Annotated in this window: 15 protein-coding genes and 1 pseudogene; 9 read left to right on the top strand and 7 right to left on the bottom strand. The window is 71.1% G+C overall.

The annotated features are described in order from the left end of the window. Positions 1-10 precede the first annotated feature (10 nt). The 3 genes from xseA to KGS77_RS11840 form a co-directional block, all read right to left on the bottom strand. On the bottom strand, positions 11-1,318 hold the full coding sequence (gene xseA, locus KGS77_RS11850) for an exodeoxyribonuclease VII large subunit (RefSeq protein ID WP_242580841.1): 1,308 nt from the start codon (positions 1,316-1,318) through the stop codon (positions 11-13). Between the two features lie 129 nt (positions 1,319-1,447). Continuing rightward, entirely contained in the window at positions 1,448-2,440 is a 993-nt protein-coding gene (locus KGS77_RS11845) for an Lrp/AsnC family transcriptional regulator (RefSeq protein WP_242580839.1), read from the bottom strand. Between the two features lie 131 nt (positions 2,441-2,571). Then, on the bottom strand, positions 2,572-4,080 hold the full coding sequence (locus KGS77_RS11840) for an APC family permease (protein WP_242580837.1): 1,509 nt from the start codon (positions 4,078-4,080) through the stop codon (positions 2,572-2,574). Positions 4,081-4,259: 179 nt separating this feature from the next. On the opposite strand from KGS77_RS11840, the gene KGS77_RS11835 reads away from it, so the two are divergent. The 4 genes and pseudogenes from KGS77_RS11835 (at position 4,260) to ychF (ending at position 9,463) form a co-directional block, all read left to right on the top strand. Further along, a complete protein-coding gene (locus KGS77_RS11835; RefSeq protein WP_242580835.1) occupies positions 4,260-5,291 on the top strand; it encodes a 4-hydroxy-3-methylbut-2-enyl diphosphate reductase in 1,032 nt (343 codons plus the stop codon). 280 nt (positions 5,292-5,571) lie between these two features. Further along, a pseudogene (gene ppgK, locus KGS77_RS11830) lies at positions 5,572-6,321 on the top strand (polyphosphate--glucose phosphotransferase); the annotation flags it as partial. 1,175 nt (positions 6,322-7,496) lie between these two features. Continuing rightward, the gene (locus KGS77_RS11825) at positions 7,497-7,769 is read left to right on the top strand and encodes a hypothetical protein (protein WP_242580833.1); all 273 of its coding nucleotides are present in this window, start codon (positions 7,497-7,499) and stop codon (positions 7,767-7,769) included. A 605-nt stretch (positions 7,770-8,374) separates the two neighbouring features. Further along, positions 8,375-9,463 (top strand): redox-regulated ATPase YchF, encoded by a 1,089-nt coding sequence (gene ychF / locus KGS77_RS11820; RefSeq protein ID WP_242580831.1) that lies wholly within the window; start codon positions 8,375-8,377, stop codon positions 9,461-9,463. Between the two features lie 110 nt (positions 9,464-9,573). On the opposite strand, the gene KGS77_RS11815 is transcribed toward ychF, so the two are convergent. The 4 genes from KGS77_RS11815 to KGS77_RS11800 form a co-directional block, all read right to left on the bottom strand. Next, the gene (locus tag KGS77_RS11815) at positions 9,574-10,155 is read right to left on the bottom strand and encodes a Uma2 family endonuclease (RefSeq protein WP_242580828.1); all 582 of its coding nucleotides are present in this window, start codon (positions 10,153-10,155) and stop codon (positions 9,574-9,576) included. A 632-nt stretch (positions 10,156-10,787) separates the two neighbouring features. Next, positions 10,788-11,246 (bottom strand): type II toxin-antitoxin system VapC family toxin, encoded by a 459-nt coding sequence (locus KGS77_RS11810; protein WP_242580827.1) that lies wholly within the window; start codon positions 11,244-11,246, stop codon positions 10,788-10,790. Continuing rightward, complete coding sequence (locus KGS77_RS11805; protein WP_242580826.1) at positions 11,236-11,505, bottom strand: type II toxin-antitoxin system prevent-host-death family antitoxin; 270 nt, start codon at positions 11,503-11,505, stop codon at positions 11,236-11,238. The genes KGS77_RS11810 and KGS77_RS11805 overlap by 11 nt, the downstream gene beginning before the upstream one ends. 367 nt (positions 11,506-11,872) lie before the next feature. Further along, on the bottom strand, positions 11,873-12,595 hold the full coding sequence (locus KGS77_RS11800; protein ID WP_242587425.1) for a PIG-L family deacetylase: 723 nt from the start codon (positions 12,593-12,595) through the stop codon (positions 11,873-11,875). 291 nt (positions 12,596-12,886) lie between these two features. On the opposite strand from KGS77_RS11800, the gene KGS77_RS11795 reads away from it, so the two are divergent. The 5 genes from KGS77_RS11795 to KGS77_RS11775 all read left to right on the top strand — a co-directional run bounded on the left by KGS77_RS11795 (position 12,887) and on the right by KGS77_RS11775 (position 17,509). Then, complete coding sequence (locus tag KGS77_RS11795; protein ID WP_242580825.1) at positions 12,887-13,639, top strand: GntR family transcriptional regulator; 753 nt, start codon at positions 12,887-12,889, stop codon at positions 13,637-13,639. A 367-nt stretch (positions 13,640-14,006) separates the two neighbouring features. Further along, positions 14,007-15,740, top strand: coding sequence for an APC family permease (locus KGS77_RS11790; protein ID WP_242580824.1), 1,734 nt, complete (start codon positions 14,007-14,009; stop codon positions 15,738-15,740). Positions 15,741-15,981: 241 nt separating this feature from the next. Continuing rightward, entirely contained in the window at positions 15,982-16,161 is a 180-nt protein-coding gene (locus tag KGS77_RS11785; RefSeq protein WP_242580823.1) for an SPOR domain-containing protein, read from the top strand. A gap of 235 nt (positions 16,162-16,396) precedes the next feature. Next, positions 16,397-16,864 (top strand): (deoxy)nucleoside triphosphate pyrophosphohydrolase, encoded by a 468-nt coding sequence (locus tag KGS77_RS11780; RefSeq protein WP_242580822.1) that lies wholly within the window; start codon positions 16,397-16,399, stop codon positions 16,862-16,864. Positions 16,865-17,137: 273 nt separating this feature from the next. Then, on the top strand, positions 17,138-17,509 hold the full coding sequence (locus KGS77_RS11775) for an ATP-binding protein (RefSeq protein WP_242587424.1): 372 nt from the start codon (positions 17,138-17,140) through the stop codon (positions 17,507-17,509). The last annotated feature ends 8 nt before the right edge of the window (positions 17,510-17,517 follow it).

The following is a 17,517-nucleotide window of genomic DNA, read 5'->3' as shown; positions in this document are numbered from 1 at the left end:
GGCTCCCACCCTATGCGGGGGGTGTGACAGCGCCCGGAACGCCGACCTCGTCCCGGACCTGCCCCTGGCCATCCTTCTGCCCCTGGCTCCCCTGCCCCCGGTCCTGTCCCCGGCCCTGCACCTGAACCTGGAACTCGCCCTCGGCCACCCGGGCCCGGAGCTGCTCGTCCGCGACCACCTCCGCCGGCGAGCGCACGGCCGTCCCGTCCGGCTTCTGCAGCACCGCGTACCCGCGCTCCAGCGTCGCCTTCGGCGAGAGCGCCACCACGCGCGCCAGGGTGTGCGTCAGCTCGGAGTCCGCCCGGTCCAGCAGATGGCCGAGCGTGCGCCGCCCGCGCTCGCACAGCGCCTGGACCTGCTCCGCGCGCTCCTCCACCATGCGGTGCGGGCGCTGTATCGACGGCCTGCTCAGGGCCGCCGCCAGCCCCCGCTCCTCGCGGTCCAGAAAGCCGCCGACGGCGCGCAGCGCCCGCTGCCGCAACTGCTGGATGCGCCCCAGCTCCTCGCCCACGTCCGGCACGACCTTCTTCGCCGCGTCCGTCGGCGTGGACGCCCGCAGGTCGGCGACCAGGTCCAGCAGCGGGGAGTCGGGCTCATGGCCGATCGCCGAGACGACGGGCGTACGGGCCGCGCCCACGGCACGTACGAGCTGCTCGTCCGAGAACGGCAGCAGGTCCTCCACGCTGCCGCCGCCGCGCGCCACGATGATCACGTCCACCTCGGGCAGCTCGTCCAGCTCCTTGACCGCCTCGATCACCTGCGGCACGGCGTGCACGCCCTGTACGGGCACGTTGCGCACCTCGAAGCGGACCGCGGGCCAGCGCAGCCGGGCGTTCTCCAGCACGTCCCGCTCGGCGGCGCTGGCCCGCCCGCACACCAGCCCGATGAGCTGCGGCAGGAACGGCAGCGACTTCTTGCGCTCGGCCGCGAACAGCCCCTCCGCCGCCAGTGACTTCTTCAACTGCTCCAGCCTGGCGAGCAGTTCGCCGACCCCCACCGGCCGGATCTCGGCGGCCCGCAGGGAGAGCTGGCCGCGCGGGGCGTACCACTCCGGCTTGGCGTGCACGACCACCCGGGCGCCCTCGCTGACCACGTCCGCGATCCGGTCGAAGACCTGGCGGTAGCACGTCACGCTCACGGAGATGTCGTACGAGGGATCGCGCAGCGTCAGGAAGACGACCCCCGCGCCGGGGCGCCGGGAGAGCTGCGTGATCTGCCCCTCGACCCACACCGCCCCGAGCCGGTCGATCCACCCGCCGATGAGCCGCGACACCTCGCCGACCGGGATCGGCGCCTCCGCGGACGTGTTGACAGCCATGCACCGACCCTAACGGCGCCCACTGACAACCGGCCGCCCGACGCCCCCGGCCGCTCATGACCGCCCGCCCGCTCATCACCTCCCGTCCGCTCGTCACCGCCCGCCCGCTCATCACCTCCCGTCCGCTCGTCACCGCCCGCCCGCCGCCGCCCGCGCCACCGGCAGCAGCGTCCCGGCGCGCTTGACCGTACGGATGACCGGGGCCGTCTCGACGGCACGGATCGCGTCCAGCGAGCCGACCCGCTCCGTCAGATACCGCGCGAGGTCCACCGCGTCACGGCAGTTGACGACCGCCAGCAGATTGGTCGGCCCGGTGGTCAGCGCCACCAGCGACACCTCGGGATGGCCGGCCATCGCGGACGCCACTTCGGTGAGCCCCGAAGGCCGTACGGACATCCACAGACGGGCCTCGGCGCGGAAGCCGAGCGCGGCGGGCGGGATGTCGACCATGAAGGCCAGCACCCCGGCCCGGCGCAGCGCGTCCACCCGCCGCCGCACGGTGGACGGCGACCATCCGGTCGCGGCGGCGAGTTCGGTGTGGCTCGCCCGCCCGTCCCGGGCCAGCGCGTCCAGCAGCGGATGGTCCGCCGGACCGAGGGTCACATCAGGACCGTCGGCAGGCGGCGGGCAGAAGAGCGCGGCCTGCCCGGGAGTCAGGCAGTCCGGGCCCTTCCAGTCGCCCGGCAGCGCGTAATGGTCGAGCAGGAGGTGGGCCGAGACGGAGGTGATCCGGGCGGTACGGGGCAGTTTGTGCAGCAGCAGCGCCTCGCTGTCGTCGGCGGTGGGCGTCTGGACACTGCACGAGATCTCCGTACCGCCGGAGAGCAGATGGACGTAGGAGGTGTCGGCGCGGGCGGCCAGCGCCCTGGCGACCGGGCCCGCCGCGTCCGGGGTGCACCGGAGCCGTACGGTCCAGGCGTGCTGCCCGAGCCGGGCGCCGTTGACCGTACCGACGACCCGCAGGACCCCCGCCGTACGCAGCCGGCGGTAGCGCCGGGCGACGGTGTTCTCGGACACTTCCAGGGCCTGCCCGATGAGCCGGAACGGGGCCCGCCCGTCGATCCGCAGGGCGTGCACAACACCCCGGTCGATCTCGTCGAGGTCGACGTCTTCGCTCTTCACGGCCCCCGAGTGTGCCAGTATCCGCCACCGGCCGCGGCCTGCCTGACGGAAGCGTGCCACCCACTGACGGAAGCATGCCGCTCGCTGACGGAAGCGTGCCGCTCGCTGACGGAAGCCTGCCGCCCGTCGCCTCAGCCCGTCGCCCCGGCCTTCCGCCGGCGCCGTCCGCCGTGCTGGGCGGCGAGTACCAGCAGCCCTGCGGCCAGCCAGCCGACGGCCACGATCTGCGCCGTCGTGGATGCCGTGACGACGACGGCGATCACCACGGCCAGTCCCAGCAGCGGCACGGCCACGTGCTTGAGGACACCGGCGAGGGCGTCGGGGCGGGCGTCGGGGAGGGCGTCAGGGTGGGCGTGAGCAGCGGCGTCGGGGGAGGAGGAGGCGGAGGCCGGGCGCCCGCGGAAGCGGAAATAGCCGATCACCGAGGCGTGCAGCAGGGCGAACGCCGTCAGGGCGCCCACGTTCACGATGGAGGAGAGGTGGTCCAGCCCGTCGTCCCGGCGGGCCGCCCATACCGCCGCGACCAGCGTGACCAGTGCCGCGCCCAGCAGCGCCCGGCGCGGCACGCCGCTGCCCGCGTCCACCTTCGCCATCGCCCCCGGCAGCCGCCGGTCCCGGGCCATCGCGAACAGCAGCCGCCCGGCCGCCGCCTGCCCGGCCAGCGCAGCGAACGCCGCGCCGACCGCCTTGCTGACCGCCACCAGGTCGTGCAGCCAGTCACCCACCGCCGAGTCGACCGTCGCGTAGAAGGCGTCGCCCTGTTCGGCCGGCCGCGCCGCCAGTTCGGCCGCCGGCATCGGCGCCAGCAGTGCCGCCAGATAGGTCTGTACGGCGAAGAGCGCCCCCGCCACCACCAGGCAGGTGATCACCGCGCGTGCCACCCGGGCCGCGCCGCCCGCCGTCTCCTCCGCGAAGGAGGCGATGGCGTCGAAGCCCAGGTACGACAGGACCGCCACCGACACCGCGGAGAGCACCGCGCCCGTCGAGAAGCCGCCCTCGCCGGTGAACGGCGCGGCCCAGCCGCGCCGCGCCCCGTCCGCCGCCAGCGTCCACACCGCCGCCCCGACGAAGACCGCCAGCACCGCGATCTCCAGCGCCAGCACCGCGAGGCCCACGACCGCGGCGGCCCGTACGCCCCACAGGTTCAGCAGCGTGGTGACGGCCACCGCGACCGCCGTCCACACCCACTGGTGCACCGACGGCACCAGCGCATGCATCGCGATCCCGGAGAAGAGGTACGCCACTGCCGGGATCAGCAGGTAGTCGAGCATCGCCATCCACCCGGCGACGAAGCCCGCGCCCTCGCCCAGGCCGGTCCGCGCGTACGCGAAGACCGAGCCGGCCCGCGGGGCGACCCGCACCATCTGGGCGTACGAGAAGGCGGTGAAGGCCATCGCGACCGTCGCGACGAGGTAGACGGCGACGATCGCGCCGTGCGACTTGGCCTGGAGCGTCCCGAAGATCCCGACGGGGGCCATGGGGGCGATGAACAGCAGCCCGTAGACGATCAGGTCCCGGAAGCCGAGCGCACGTCTGAGCGCGGGCTCGCCGGTGGCACCCCGGAACGAGGACGAGGACGAGTGGGGGGAGGAGGACGGGGACGAGGACGGTGACGGGTTGGGGCCGGCCGGTGCGGTCATGACGGACACCTCCGCGACATGGGTGGCCGGGGGCGATCGCCGGCCGCCCCCAGCTTCGGGCACGCCCCGCCCCGATCGGCCGGGACGCGCCCGGTCCACCACCCCGCACCCCTCGTACGCCTCCGCACCACCTCATACGCCGACAGGCGGCCCGTGACCGGCCCCGTACGATGGATCGCATGACTGCTACGCCCAGCCCGTCGCCCGCCTCCGGCCCCGGCGCAGACGTCTCGCGCCGCGGTGACCGCCGCAGGGTCCTGCTCGCCGCTCCCCGTGGCTACTGCGCGGGTGTGGACCGTGCCGTGATCGCCGTCGAGAAGGCATTGGAGCAGTACGGCGCGCCCGTATACGTGCGCCACGAGATCGTCCACAACAAGTACGTCGTCAAGACCCTGGAGAAGAAGGGCGCGATCTTCGTCGACGAGACGGAGGAGGTGCCCGAGGGCAACATCGTCATCTTCTCGGCGCACGGCGTCGCCCCCGTCGTCCACGAGGAGGCCAAGCGCGGCAAGCTCGCGACCATCGACGCGACCTGCCCGCTGGTCACCAAGGTCCACAAGGAAGCGGTCCGCTACGCCAAGGAGGACTACGACATCCTCCTGATCGGCCACGAGGGCCACGAAGAGGTCATCGGCACCAGCGGCGAGGCCCCCGACCACATCACCCTGGTCGACGGCCCGGAGGACGTGGCGAACGTCGAGGTCCGCGACCCGGACAAGGTCGTCTGGCTCTCTCAGACCACCCTCTCCGTGGACGAGACGATGGAGACCGTGGGCGCCCTGAAGAACCGGTTCCCCAACCTTCTCTCCCCGCCCAGCGACGACATCTGCTACGCCACGCAGAACCGGCAGACCGCCGTCAAGCAGATGGGCGCCGAGGCCGACCTCGTCATCGTCGTCGGCTCCAAGAACTCCTCCAACTCCGTACGCCTGGTCGAGGTGGCGCTCGGCGCCGGCGCGCGCGACGCCCACCTGGTGGACTACGCCGAGGAGATCGACGAGGCGTGGCTGGAGGGCGTGCACACGGTCGGGGTCACCTCCGGTGCCTCCGTACCCGAGATACTGGTGCACGGCGTCCTGGACTGGCTGGCCCAGCGCGGCTACGAGGACGTGGAGACCGTCAAGGCCGCCGAGGAGTCCATCGCCTTCTCGCTGCCCAAGGAGCTCCGCCGGGACCTGCGGGCGGAGGCCCGGGCCGCCGTCGAGGACTGACGCGGCGCGTGCCCCGGCGCGTAACCCGTACGTCCCGGAGCGATCGTCCAGGGGTGATCGGGATTTCCCTTCCGCCGAGGGGTGATCCGACTCCCGCGGCCCTAGGGCGCTTCTGATGGATCTCCGTGGCCTCGCGACGCCCGGCACGCACCCTCGCCGCACGGCGCAAAGGGACAGGTGGCTCCGCCACATGACCCTTCACACCGCACGCCGAGCGCACGCACCGAACACCGCTCCGTCTTCCATGGAGATCCATCAGAAACGCCCTAGCCTTTCCCCTATGAAGGTCTTCGGCGTGGACATCGGCGGGTCGGGCATCAAAGGTGCTCCGGTGGATCTGGAGCGCGGCGACCTGGCCGACGAGCGGTACAAGGTACTGACCCCCAAGCCGGCCACCCCGGACGCCGTCGCCGACGGCGTCCGGCAGGTAGTCGATCATTTCGGCTGGTCGGGCGGCCCGGTGGGGGCGACCTTTCCCGGCGTGGTCACCGGCGGCGTGACCCGTACGGCCGCCAATGTCGACAAGGGCTGGATCGGTACGGACGCCGCCGCCCTGCTGCGCGACTGGCTCGGCGGCGGGACGGGCGGCTGCCCGGTCACTGTACTCAACGACGCCGACGCGGCCGGCCTGGCGGAGATGACCTTCGGCGCGGGCAAGGGCCGCAAGGGCACCGTCATCGTCCTCACCTTCGGCACCGGCATCGGCAGCGCCGTCTTCAGCGACGGGCTGCTGGTCCCCAACACCGAGCTCGGCCACCTGGAACTCCACGGCCACGAGGCCGAGAAGCGCGCCTCGACCAAGATCAAGGACGATGAGGGCCTGAGCTGGCAGCAATGGGGCCACCGCGTCCAGAAGTACCTGGCGCACGTGGAGATGCTCTTCTCGCCCGAGCTGTTCGTGATCGGCGGCGGGGTCAGCCGCAAGGCGGACAAGTTCCTGCCGCTGATCGAAGGCATCAGAGCCGAGGTGGTTCCTGCACAGCTCCAGAACAACGCGGGGATCGTGGGAGCCGCGATGGCCGCACACGCGGCACAGCAGGCACGCGAGGCACAGCAGACACAGGGGGCACAGCAGACACACGGGCACAGCAGACACACGAGGCTCAGCAGGTACGGGATGCGGGCTCTACGACTCCTCCGTCAACTCCTCCGCCGGCCGCGCCCTGACCGGCCCCCGCTCCTCGCGACCACCCCCGAATCGGCCTCGCCCTCACCCCGCCTCTCCTCCTCTTCCCCATCGTTCCCTCCACCTTCCCCGTCTTTTTTCCCGTCCTTTCCCATCCCCGTGGCCGTCTCCCGCTGCTCGCCGCCCTGCTTGCGCCCCGGGCTCGGCCGGCCGGGACGGCTGCCTGCGACTTTCTTCCCCGAGCCGCCGTCCGTACGCCGCTTCCGACCCCGGACCCGGCCGTTGACACGCTGCTTGCGCGGCCCGTCACCGCCCCCGTCCGTACGCCGCTCCCGCGAACCGCCACCACCTCGGTCGCCGGCACCGCCCCCGGCGCCCGCACCCTCTCCATCGTCATCGCCGTCACCCGTACGCGGCTCCTGTGACCGCTGGGAGCCGCCTTCCTCCGACCGCTCGGCACTCCCCTCCCGCGTACGCCCGGCGCTCCCCGTGGCGCCGCCGCCCGTACCACCCGCCTGCGCCTCCGCGCCCTCGCTCCCTTCCGCGCCGCCCCTTCCTGCGCCCGGCTCCGCGTCCCGTTTCTTCCCCTCCGGCCCCCCATCCCGATCCCGCGTACGGTCCGAGGCGCGCCCGCCCGCCCACCTCGGCAGCCGCCCCGGCCCGCTTTCGGCCCGCAGGGCCGGTCCCTCCCCGGACTCCCCGGCCTCCCCGGACTCCCCGGCCTCCCCGGACTCCCTGCTCCCCGCTCCCGCCGAGTCCTGCCCCCGCGCACCTCCGCCCTGTTCCTCCCCACCGCCCCCGAGCCCACTCCCTCCCCTTCCCTGACTCCCTCACCTTCCCCCGCTCCCTCCCCGCTCCCGGAAGCCTCGTCCTCCTCACCCCGCTCCTCCGACGAGTGTTTCCCCCGCCGGGCGGTCTGCTGATGGGAGAGGTCCACGCCCTTGCGTACGCCCACGACCAGCAGGGCGACGAACGTCCCCGCGTAGAGCCAGCCGGCATTCATCGCCAGTACGGTGAACATCCCCAGGACCAGCCCGCCCAGCCCGCTCGCGCCGTGGCCCAGGGGCAGGATGCCGACCGTGAACGCGATGGGCGCCGCGATCGGCGCGGCGACGAGGTCGAAGGACCGCACCCACAGGGCGGCGGCGACGCTCGTCACCACGAAGACGGAGCCGTACGCGGTGGCCCCGCCGCCGTACACCAGCCGGTCCAGGCAGCCGGCGGTGAACAGGACGAGGGTCATCAGCAGCCCGCAGCCCAGGCCGGTCAGCCGGGCGTCGGGGAGCCGCCGGACGGCCGTGATCAGGGAGTACGGCAGCGGTGGCGGGCGGCGCCGCTGCCGTACGCGGTAGACCGTGGAACTCTCGGCGAATCCGGAACCCGCGTCCGGCAGCCCGCCGCCGGCCGCCCCGGCGGCCACGGGGACGGCCCCGACGGCAATGGCATCCGCCCGCGGCACCTCGACGGCGACGGCATCGGCGGCGACCGCCTTGAGAGTGGCGGCCCCCAGCGCCACGGCATCAAGTGGAGCGGCCTCCGGCGCCCCCTCCTCCGTCTCCCTCCCCTTCCTGCCCCTCTTCCCCCTCTTCTCCTTCTTTCCCGGAACACCCCCCGGCCGGACGTCACCCGGAGGGGCGCCGTCCGGCGCGGGGGCCTCCGCGAGCCGGGGGAGCGGGGTGTCCTCGCCCGTACCCGGACGGTCCGCCCCGTGCGGGCTCTGCTGGGGGCTGCGCTCTCTCGATTGCTCCACCCGGCCACCGTAGGCGGCAAAGTGGGATTATTTGGACACCGGACACGCGTTTCCGGTGACCTTGGGACTCCGTTCGTGGTACGGACGGGGCCGGGCGCCCCGCCCCCGGCGCCCCGTAGACTGGTTGATCGGCCCCTGGACCCTGCCGTCCGGTGGCCCTGCCAGAGATCCACTCCACCCACCTCCTCGCTCCGGGAAGTCGCCAACGTGTCGCTCACGATCGGAATCGTCGGTCTGCCGAATGTCGGTAAGTCGACCCTGTTCAACGCCCTGACCAAGAACGACGTGCTGGCGGCCAACTACCCGTTCGCCACCATCGAGCCGAACGTCGGCGTCGTCGGCGTCCCCGACCCGCGCCTGGCCAAGCTGGCCGAGATCTTCGGGTCACAGAAGATCCTCCCGGCCACCGTCGACTTCGTCGACATCGCCGGCATCGTCCGCGGCGCCTCGGAGGGCGAGGGCCTGGGCAACAAGTTCCTGGCGAACATCCGCGAGTCCGATGCGATCTGCCAGGTCATCCGCGCCTTCAAGGACGAGAACGTCGTCCACGTCGACGGCAAGGTCTCGCCCAAGGACGACATCGAGACCATCAACACCGAGCTGATCCTCGCCGACCTCCAGACCATCGAGAAGGTTCTGCCGCGCCTCCAGAAGGAGTCGCGCATCAAGAAGGACGTCGCACCGAAGGTGAAGGCGGTCGAGGAGGCGAAGGCCATCCTGGAGAAGGGCGACACGCTCTTCTCGGCGGGCATCGTCCAGGGCTCCGGCAACGAAGAGCTCCTGCACGACCTGCACCTGCTCACCACCAAGCCCTTCCTCTACGTCTTCAACGTCGACGAGGACGAGCTGACCGACGAGGACTTCAAGGCCGAACAGCGCGCCCTGGTGGCCCCCGCCGAGGCCATCTTCCTCAACGCCAAGCTGGAAGCCGACCTCGCCGAACTCGACGAATCCGAAGCCCTCGAACTCCTCCAGTCCGTCGGCCAGGAAGAGCCCGGCCTCGCCACCCTCGCCCACGTCGGCTTCGACACCCTGGGCCTGCAGACCTACCTCACCGCAGGCCCCAAGGAAACCCGCGCCTGGACCATCAAGAAGGGCGCCACGGCCCCCGAGGCGGCCGGCGTGATCCACACCGACTTCCAGAAGGGCTTCATCAAGGCCGAGGTCATCTCCTTCGAAGACCTGATCGAAACCGGCTCGGTCGCCGAAGCCCGCGCCGCCGGCAAGGCCCGCATGGAAGGCAAGGACTACGTCATGCAGGACGGCGACGTCGTCGAATTCCGCTTCAACGTGTGATCTTGCAGTTACTTCACGCCAGATCGTTTGTCAACTGTGCAGATCAGAACGGGTCAGGCTCTGGCGAGCCCGACCCGTTCTGTGTTCCCGTGCTGACTTGGTGCTGACTCCTACTTGCTCCTCGGCGGGGTGAGCTTGTCGAGATCCAGGCTGATCTCGAAAGGCACAGGCCGCTTCAGGGTGTCCCGGAAGATCCCGGCGGGCGCGTAGGCGCCAGTGGGCTCGTCGAGCTCGTAGACGTGGACGACGGGTGCCCCGTCCTCGTCCTCGATGCACCAGTAGTGCGGGATGCCGGCTTCCGCGTACTTGCGGAGCTTTACGGTGCGGTCACGGTGGGCGGATTCGGGGGAGACCACCTCGATGACGAGCTGGACATCCTCCGGTGCGAACCAGGTGCGGTCACCGTCGAAGTCGGCCGTCGTCACCAGCAGGTCCGGTTCGGGACGGTTACGTGGGTCGAGCTTGATGGTCATCTCGCGGCCGACTCTGGTGTCGGCTGGCACCTGCTCCATGAGGGCGACCGTGAGCATGGTGACGAGGTGGCCGTGCCACCACCTCTGGGGCGACATCATGAAGACAAGGGCTCCGTCGATCAGCTCGGTGTGGCGGGGTGCCTCGGGGAGGCGGTCCAGGTCCTCCGCGAACCATCCTTCCGCGCGCGGCGGGCGCATCCAGTCGGGCAGTGCGGTCATGGCTCAACCGTAGCGACGTGACGAGACCCGGACCACGAGATCGCCAACGGGGCGACCGCCCTTCCTGCCGTCCTGAAGGCAGGCCAAGCTCGGCGGCCGGTGCTGATTCTGTGCTGACTTGAATCACCAAGAAGCGTGTTTTCGCAGGTGAGAGCGTTGTGGTGAACGTTCCGCTCCAACGTTTAGTACGCGCCATAGCGTCGCCGGGGTGACCTGGCAAACATGCAGGTCAGATGAGCTCGGCCCAAGTCGAGGTCGGTCCCGCTGTCGTTACCGTTGCTGGATCCGTGCTGGTTTACCTGACGTCTCGTCACCTGTCGTCATCCCTGGTTGCCCGTACGGTTGCTGGTTTTCTGCTGGTTCGGAACGACGGGCGGGCTACTGCCCTCACGGGACATCGGGGGCCTTGTGGGCGGCATGACACAGCCGTTCCCTGTGGCCCCCGTGGATGCGCTGGGCAGCGCGGCCCGCTCGGAACGTCCCGGGATCTCGCGCAGGTTCGAGCCCTCGGCGGGGCGCAATACAGATGGGAACGGGCGTGACCTGCGGGTTTATGGTGCGCGGGTCACGATTACGGCGACGTATGAGCTTGCGTAGCCGGTCCGTCGGCGCGTGATGGTGCGGGCGCGGCGCTACCGGAGGTGCAGGATCTCGGGCCGAGCCACGGGGACGATGGTGATCAAGTCGTCGAGGCCCTTGAAGTCGTCAGGGTTGGTGGTGAAGAGGGGGAGCTGCTCGGCGGCTGCGGTGGCGGCGATCATCAGGTCGGCCACGCGTCGACGGGGCCTGTGTCCCGCGGAGACGACGGCGGCGCAGATTCTGCCGTAGATGCGGGCCGCCTCCACGTCGAAGGGGATGGGATCGAATTCATGCTCGGCGCGCTGCAGGACGTCCATGCGGCGGGCCCGTTCGGCGTGTTCGTCGTAGTCGCTCTGCTCGTCGCTGCCGCGTACCTGGTGGGGGCCTGCGGAGAGTTCGGCGAGGGTGATGACGCTGATGGCCATCTCGGCGGGCAGTTCGTCGGCGTCGATCCACTTGCGCAGGATCATGATGCTGGTATCGATCAGGCCCTGCGTGTGCTCAGCGGGCATACGGATCGTCCAACTCCTGCTCGATGACGGCGTCTTGGTCTTCGCGGAAGGCGTCAAGTGAGATGTCGGGGGCGGTGCGGGACATGGCCGCGAACTCGGCGCGGGGAACGAAGCGGCGACGGCGGCGGAGCGGGATCAGCTCGCCGACGCGGTGCCCGTCGCGGGTGACGGTGAACGCCTGACCGCCTTGGACGGCGTCCATGATCTCTTTGGAGCGGGTGCGCAGATCGCGCTGAGTGATCTCGGGCTGCGCTGTCATGGTGACCACGATAGCGGAGGTGTGCTACCCGGTGCTACAGCGTGTTCTGCTCTGGGTCGGCTGATGCGTACCAGGCCCTCCAGCCTGCCGCCCGCGAACTGCCCGGCGTTGCGCCGGACCGGACGGTGGCCGGACCTCTGATCAGCGTCTCCGACGGACACCTCCCGGGCCCGGTGACACCACCCCCCAGGTCATGCTTTCGACAGGGGGCAACAGTCATGCCGGGCCCGGAGGTCAGCGGCCCTATTGCGGAGCCGCGGAAAACATAACGGGGGCTGGGTGCGGGGTGCCGGGGTGCTGGAACCGTTCGTGGTCTGGCGTGCTGTCCGTGAGGCGCTCTTGGCCGTGTGGGTGCTGCGGGCGGTGGTCAGCGGGGGTAGAGCTGGAAGAGGGTGGCGGGGTGGCTGTGGTGGCGGGCGGCGCCGGTTTCGAGTGATCGGGTGATGAAGGCGCGGGCGTATGTGTGGGGGTCCTGGCCGGCGGCGGAGGCCAGGCCCTGGATGTAGCGGTGGTGTTCGGCCAGGGAGGCGATGGCCTGTTCGATGCCGGGGCCCACTTCGACGGCGTGGGTGGGGTACGGGGAGCCGGCGACCGCGACCCAGCGGACGCCGTCCCAGGGGGCCAGGCCCTGGTCGGTCAGGAGTTCGGGGAAGATCCAGCGGTTGCCGGCGTCGCCCGCCGCGTCCAGGACGGCGCGGCCCACGATGCGGTGGTCCGGGGTGTTCCACTGCGTCCCGCCCCATGTGTCGTGGTGGTTGAGGGTGATCAGCAGTTCGGGGCGGTGGCGGCGGACGGCCGCCGCCAGGTCGCGGCGGAGCCGCAGTCCGGGTTCGATCATGCCGTCCGGGTGGTCGAGGAATCCGACGGCGTGCACGCCGACCGTGGCGGCGCTCGCCCGCTGCTCCGCCTCGCGGACGCGGGCGCATTCCTCGGGGTCCAGGCCGTCGATGCCGGCTTCGCCGCGCGTGACCAGGAGGTAGGTGACCTCGCGGCCGGCCGTGGTCCATTCGGCGATGGCCGCCGCGGCACCGTATTCGAGGTCGTCGGGGTGGGCGACGATGGCGAGGGCGCGCTGCCAGTCGTCGGGCATGTCGGCGAGTGGGGTGGGGCGAGTGGGCACGGGGGCTCCTTTTCCCTGGTTTTCCCCGGGGGTTCCGCTGTCGATCGTGGCACGGACGGCCCGTCTGCGCCGGGGTCGGGGCGTGTGCATGTACGAGTGTTGCGGGTCCGGTCTCAGTGGTTCGCGGGTGGGCAACTTCCTTGATCCGTACATACTTTGAACTGGGCTTCATCACATCGGGTGAATTCCTGGCCCAGGCTTGCGATCGGCAACGCGCGGTTGCCACGCTGTTGCTGACTGTCAAGCTGTTGGGAGGGGCACGTGCCTTTCGGTGAGCAGCCCGCGTACCTCCGCGTCGCCGGCGACCTGCGCCAGAAGATTGTCGAAGGTGTGCTGCCTCCGCACACCCGCCTCCCCTCCCAGGCCCGCATCCGTGCGGAGTACGGCGTCTCGGACACCGTCGCCCTGGAGGCCCGCAAGGTGCTGATGGCCGAGGGGCTGGTCGAGGGGCGCTCCGGCTCGGGGACGTACGTACGGGAGCAGCCCGTCCCGCGCCGTATCGCCCGTGCCGGGTTCCGTACCGGCGGCGGCTCCACGCCCTTCCGGCAGGAGCAGGCGGACGAGCGGGTCAAGGGGACCTGGGAGTCCCACAGCGCCCAGGAGGAGGCGAGCGCGGCCGTCGCGGCCCGGCTGCGGATCCAGGCGGGCGCCAAGGTGATGCGGACCCGCTATCTCTTCCGGGCGGAGGGGGAGCCGGCGATGCTCTCCACCTCGTGGGAGCCGCTGGACCTGACCGGGCGCACGCCCGTGATGCTGCCCGAGGAGGGGCCGCTGGCCGGGCGGGGGGTGGTGGAGCGGATGGCGGCGATCGACGTGGTGGTGGACAACGTGGTGGAGGAGGTCGGCGCCCGTCCGGGCCTCGCGGAGGAGGCCATGGCCCTCGGCGGGGTGCCGGGCCATGCGGTCCTGGTGATTTCCCGTACGTATTACGCGGGCGGCCGTCCGGTCGAGACGGCCGATGTCGTCACGCTCGCCGACCGCCACCGGGTCGCCTATCACCTGCCGGTGAGGTGAGGTGAGGTGTGGTGAGGGCCTGAGAGGCGGCGCGGCCGGTCCCGCCACGGCTCCGCCGCGCCGCGCGGCGCGCTTATCACTCGTGGGCGAAGGGCTGGTGACGGTGTGGTGGCCGAGGCGCGGAAGGCGGCCCGAGGGCGTGATCGAGGGGCTCGGCGAGCGGTCCGTACTGGCGCGTAACCCTCTCGTGACCGACCGGTTGATGGGCGTATTTCCCGACTTGCGACCCTAAACATGGAGTGGGAAACGTCACAGACCCTCAGCGTGGCAGGACTTTTTTCCTCGCAGGTGAACCCGATCTTCCATTTCGCTCTTACGATGGCGAAGTTTGTGCACGGCACGGGGGAAGATCAGGAGACCAAGCACGTTGAGCACGACGAAGACCCAGAGCGGGGAGCAGCAGGGCTCCCACTCCAACTACCGCCGGTCCCTGGGGACCATCGCCCTGACGGCCACCGGCCTCGGGTCGATCATCGGCTCCGGCTGGCTCTTCGGGGCCGAGCGGGCCGCCGCCATCGCCGGCCCGGCCGCCATCCTGGCCTGGGTCATCGGCGCCGCGGTCGCCCTGACGATCGCCCTGACGTACAGCGAACTGGGCTCGATGTTCCCCAAGGCCGGCGGCATGGTCCGTTACGGCCAGTTCTCGCACGGCTCGCTCGCCGGCTACCTCGCGGCCTGGGCGAACTGGATCGCGATCGTCTCCGTCATCCCCGGCGAGGCCACCGCTTCCGTCCAGTACATGAGCTCCTGGAAGTTCGGCTGGACCCAGGCGCTGTACGACGGCAAGGAGCTGACCGGCACCGGCGTCGCGCTCGCCAGCGTGCTGCTGATCTTCTACTTCTTCCTGAACTGGTTCGCGATCTCCCTGTTCGCGAAGACCAACACGGCGATCACGGTCTTCAAGGTCGTCGTCCCGGTGCTGACCGCGAGCGCCCTGATGCTGGCGCACTTCGACACCGACAACATCAAGAGCCACGGCGGCTTCACGCCCAACGGCTGGAGCGCGGTCTTCACCGCCGTCGCCGTTTCCGGCATCGTCTGGGCCTACAACGGCTTCCAGTCGCCGCTGAACATGGCCGCCGAGGCCCGTAACCCCGGCAAGTCCCTCCCCAAGGCCGTCATCTCCTCGATCCTGATCGCCCTGGTCATCTACGTCGGCCTCCAGGTCGCCTTCCTGATGGCCGTACCCAGCGACAAGCTCTCCACGGCCGGCGGCTGGGCCGGGCTCGGCTACAACTCCCCGCTCGCCGACCTCGCCGTCGCCTGGGGCCTGAACTGGCTGGCGCTGCTGCTGTACGCGGACGCCTTCGTCTCCCCCTCCGGTACGGGCATGATCTACGCGGCCACCACCTCGCGCATGATCCACGGCGTGCAGGAGAACGGCCACCTGCCCGGCGTCTTCGGCCGCGTCGACAAGAAGACCGGTGTCCCGCGTCCGGCGCTGCTCCTCAACCTGGTCATCGCCTTCCTCTTCCTGGCGGTCTTCCGCGGCTGGGGCTCGCTCGCCGAGATCGTCTCGGTCGCCACGGTCATCTCCTACATCACCGGCCCGGTCGCGGTGATGTCGCTGCGCCGCCTGTCGCCGGACCTCAAGCGCCCGGTGAAGCTGCGCGCGATGCCCTTCATCGCACCGATCGCGATGATCTTCGGCTCGCTCGTCCTGTACTGGGGCCGCTGGCCGCTCACCGGCAAGGTCATCCTGATCATGGCCGTCGGCCTGCCGGTCTGGGCCTGGTACGAGATCGGCAAGCCGCTGGCCTCCGGGCGCAAGCCGTGGGCCGGGCTGCTGCCGCACCTGAAGGCCGGCGCCTGGATGGTGGCGTACCTGCTGGTCATGGCGGCCGTCTCCTACGCGGGCGGCACGGAGTTCGGCGGCAAGGGCTATCTCCCGGCGGGCTGGGACATCCCGGTCGTCGCGCTGATCGGTCTGGCCTTCTACTTCTGGGGCGTACGCAGCGCCTGGCGCAACCCGACGCTGGTGCAGGTCGAGGCCGAGATGCGGGCGGCCGAGGCGGCGGACGCGGACGGAGCCGAGGGTGACGGCGCCGCGCCGGTGCCCCAGCAGCGCTCCGCGGCGGGCAGGACCTCGGCCGACGCCTGAGTCCGGTGCCCCGGCCCGAGCCGGTGAGCCGGTGACATGGGCCCGGGAGGCGATCTCTTCGCCTCCCGGGCCCGTTTTGCTGCCCGGCGGGCCCCGGATGGCCGGTTCGGTATCTCTTCGTGCAAAGGCGTATCCGGTGCGTAAAGGTCGGGCGTAGGCTCGGGCATATGCGGATTGCGGTTTCGGTATCAACGCGGAACGAGCGCGCCAGAGCGCGCTGTACGGCGGACGGAGGGGCGCAATGACCGACAGTGGGGCCGTGCTGCCCTGGCTCGTCATCCGCCAGGACGAGGGCGGCAACCGCTATCGCGTCGGTCGCTACGCCACCCGCGCGGAAGCGGAGCAGGTGGCCGACCGGCTCGATACGCGAGGGCACAAGCAGCTCTACGTGGTGGAGCGGGTAGGACACGTCGCCTCTTGAGGCGCTTGGCGCTCAGGTGCACCGAGGCGCACCGAGGCGCCTCACCTCAAGGCGCTTCACCTGAGGCGCACGGTCTTGAGACGTCTGCTCTTGCGGTGCACCGAAGAGCGGCGGACCGGACCGGTACGGCACCGGTACGGCACGAGTACGGAAGTGGAAGGCCAACGGGGGCAGGGCGCCGGGACCCGAGGGGCGCGCGGGCCGGCGGGGCCGGCGGCGACGTAGGCTGCCGCGCATGACGACGGCGCGTGTGGTGGTGGGCGGAGCGGTACTGCACAACGGGCGGCTGCTGGCCGCGCGGCGCAGCGCTCCGCCCGCGCTGGCCGGCCGCTGGGAACTGCCCGGCGGCAAGGTGGAGGCGGGCGAGACGCCCGAGCAGGCGCTGGTGCGCGAGCTGCGCGAGGAACTGGGCATCGAGACCGAGCCCTTGGAGCGGATCCCGGGGGAGTGGCCGCTCAAGCCCGGGCTGGTGCTCCAGGTGTGGACCGTCCGGCTGGTCGCGGGGGAGCCCAGGCCGCTGGAGGACCACGATGAACTGCGCTGGCTGCCGCCCGGTCGGCAGCACGAGGTCGACTGGCTGGAGCAGGACCGCCCGGCGGTCGCCGAGGCGGTGCGCCGTCTGGAGTCCTCGTACGGGTCTGCGCCCGCGGTGCGCCGCCCGGAGTCCTCGTACGGATCTGCGCTGCACCCACCCGCCCCATAGTCCTCCGGTTACGCGCCGCCCGTGCGCTCCATGCGCCGTGAGCGACAGGCGTGAGCGCGGGCGACTACGCCGTTTGTGCCACGATGCGCGATTGTGGGCGATATCCACGCCTTGATACCGGGTATGTGCTGATTAACCCTCTCACATCGGACCATCCGGCGGGGGTTCGCATCGGGCTGGGAAGTGATCGGCGTGAGCGACAGCGCAGCGGCAGGGCTCCCGGGGTCCCCTTCCCCGCATGCCCGTCACCGCGGCGCCGTCACCGGCTCCCCCATCGCCGAGTGGAGCTTCCCCGCCGAGCCCGGCTCCGTACGCACCGCCCGTGCCCTGGTCCGCGAGGCCCTGTGGGACTGGGGCCTGGACTCCGTCCTGGACGTCACCGTGCTGCTCGTCAGCGAGCTGGTCACCAACTCCCTGCGCTACACCGACGGCCCGATCGGCGTCCGCCTGGTCCTCCTGTCGCACGGCGGTCTGCTCGTCGAGGTCTCCGACCCGCTGCCCGATCCGCCCCGAGAACGTACGGCCGCACCGGACGACGAGGGAGGCCGGGGAATCCAGCTCGTGGCGTGCAGCTCGCGGCGCTGGGGTACCCGGCGCGGGAAGAGCGGCAAGACAGTGTGGTTCGAGCTGTCGTTGGCGGGTTAGGAGACAGG

Source organism: Streptomyces sp. MST-110588 (assembly GCF_022695595.1).
GTDB lineage: Bacteria > Actinomycetota > Actinomycetes > Streptomycetales > Streptomycetaceae > Streptomyces.
The sequence above is the reverse complement of the archived record's forward strand: the minus strand, read 5'-3'. Positions and strand labels throughout refer to the sequence as shown.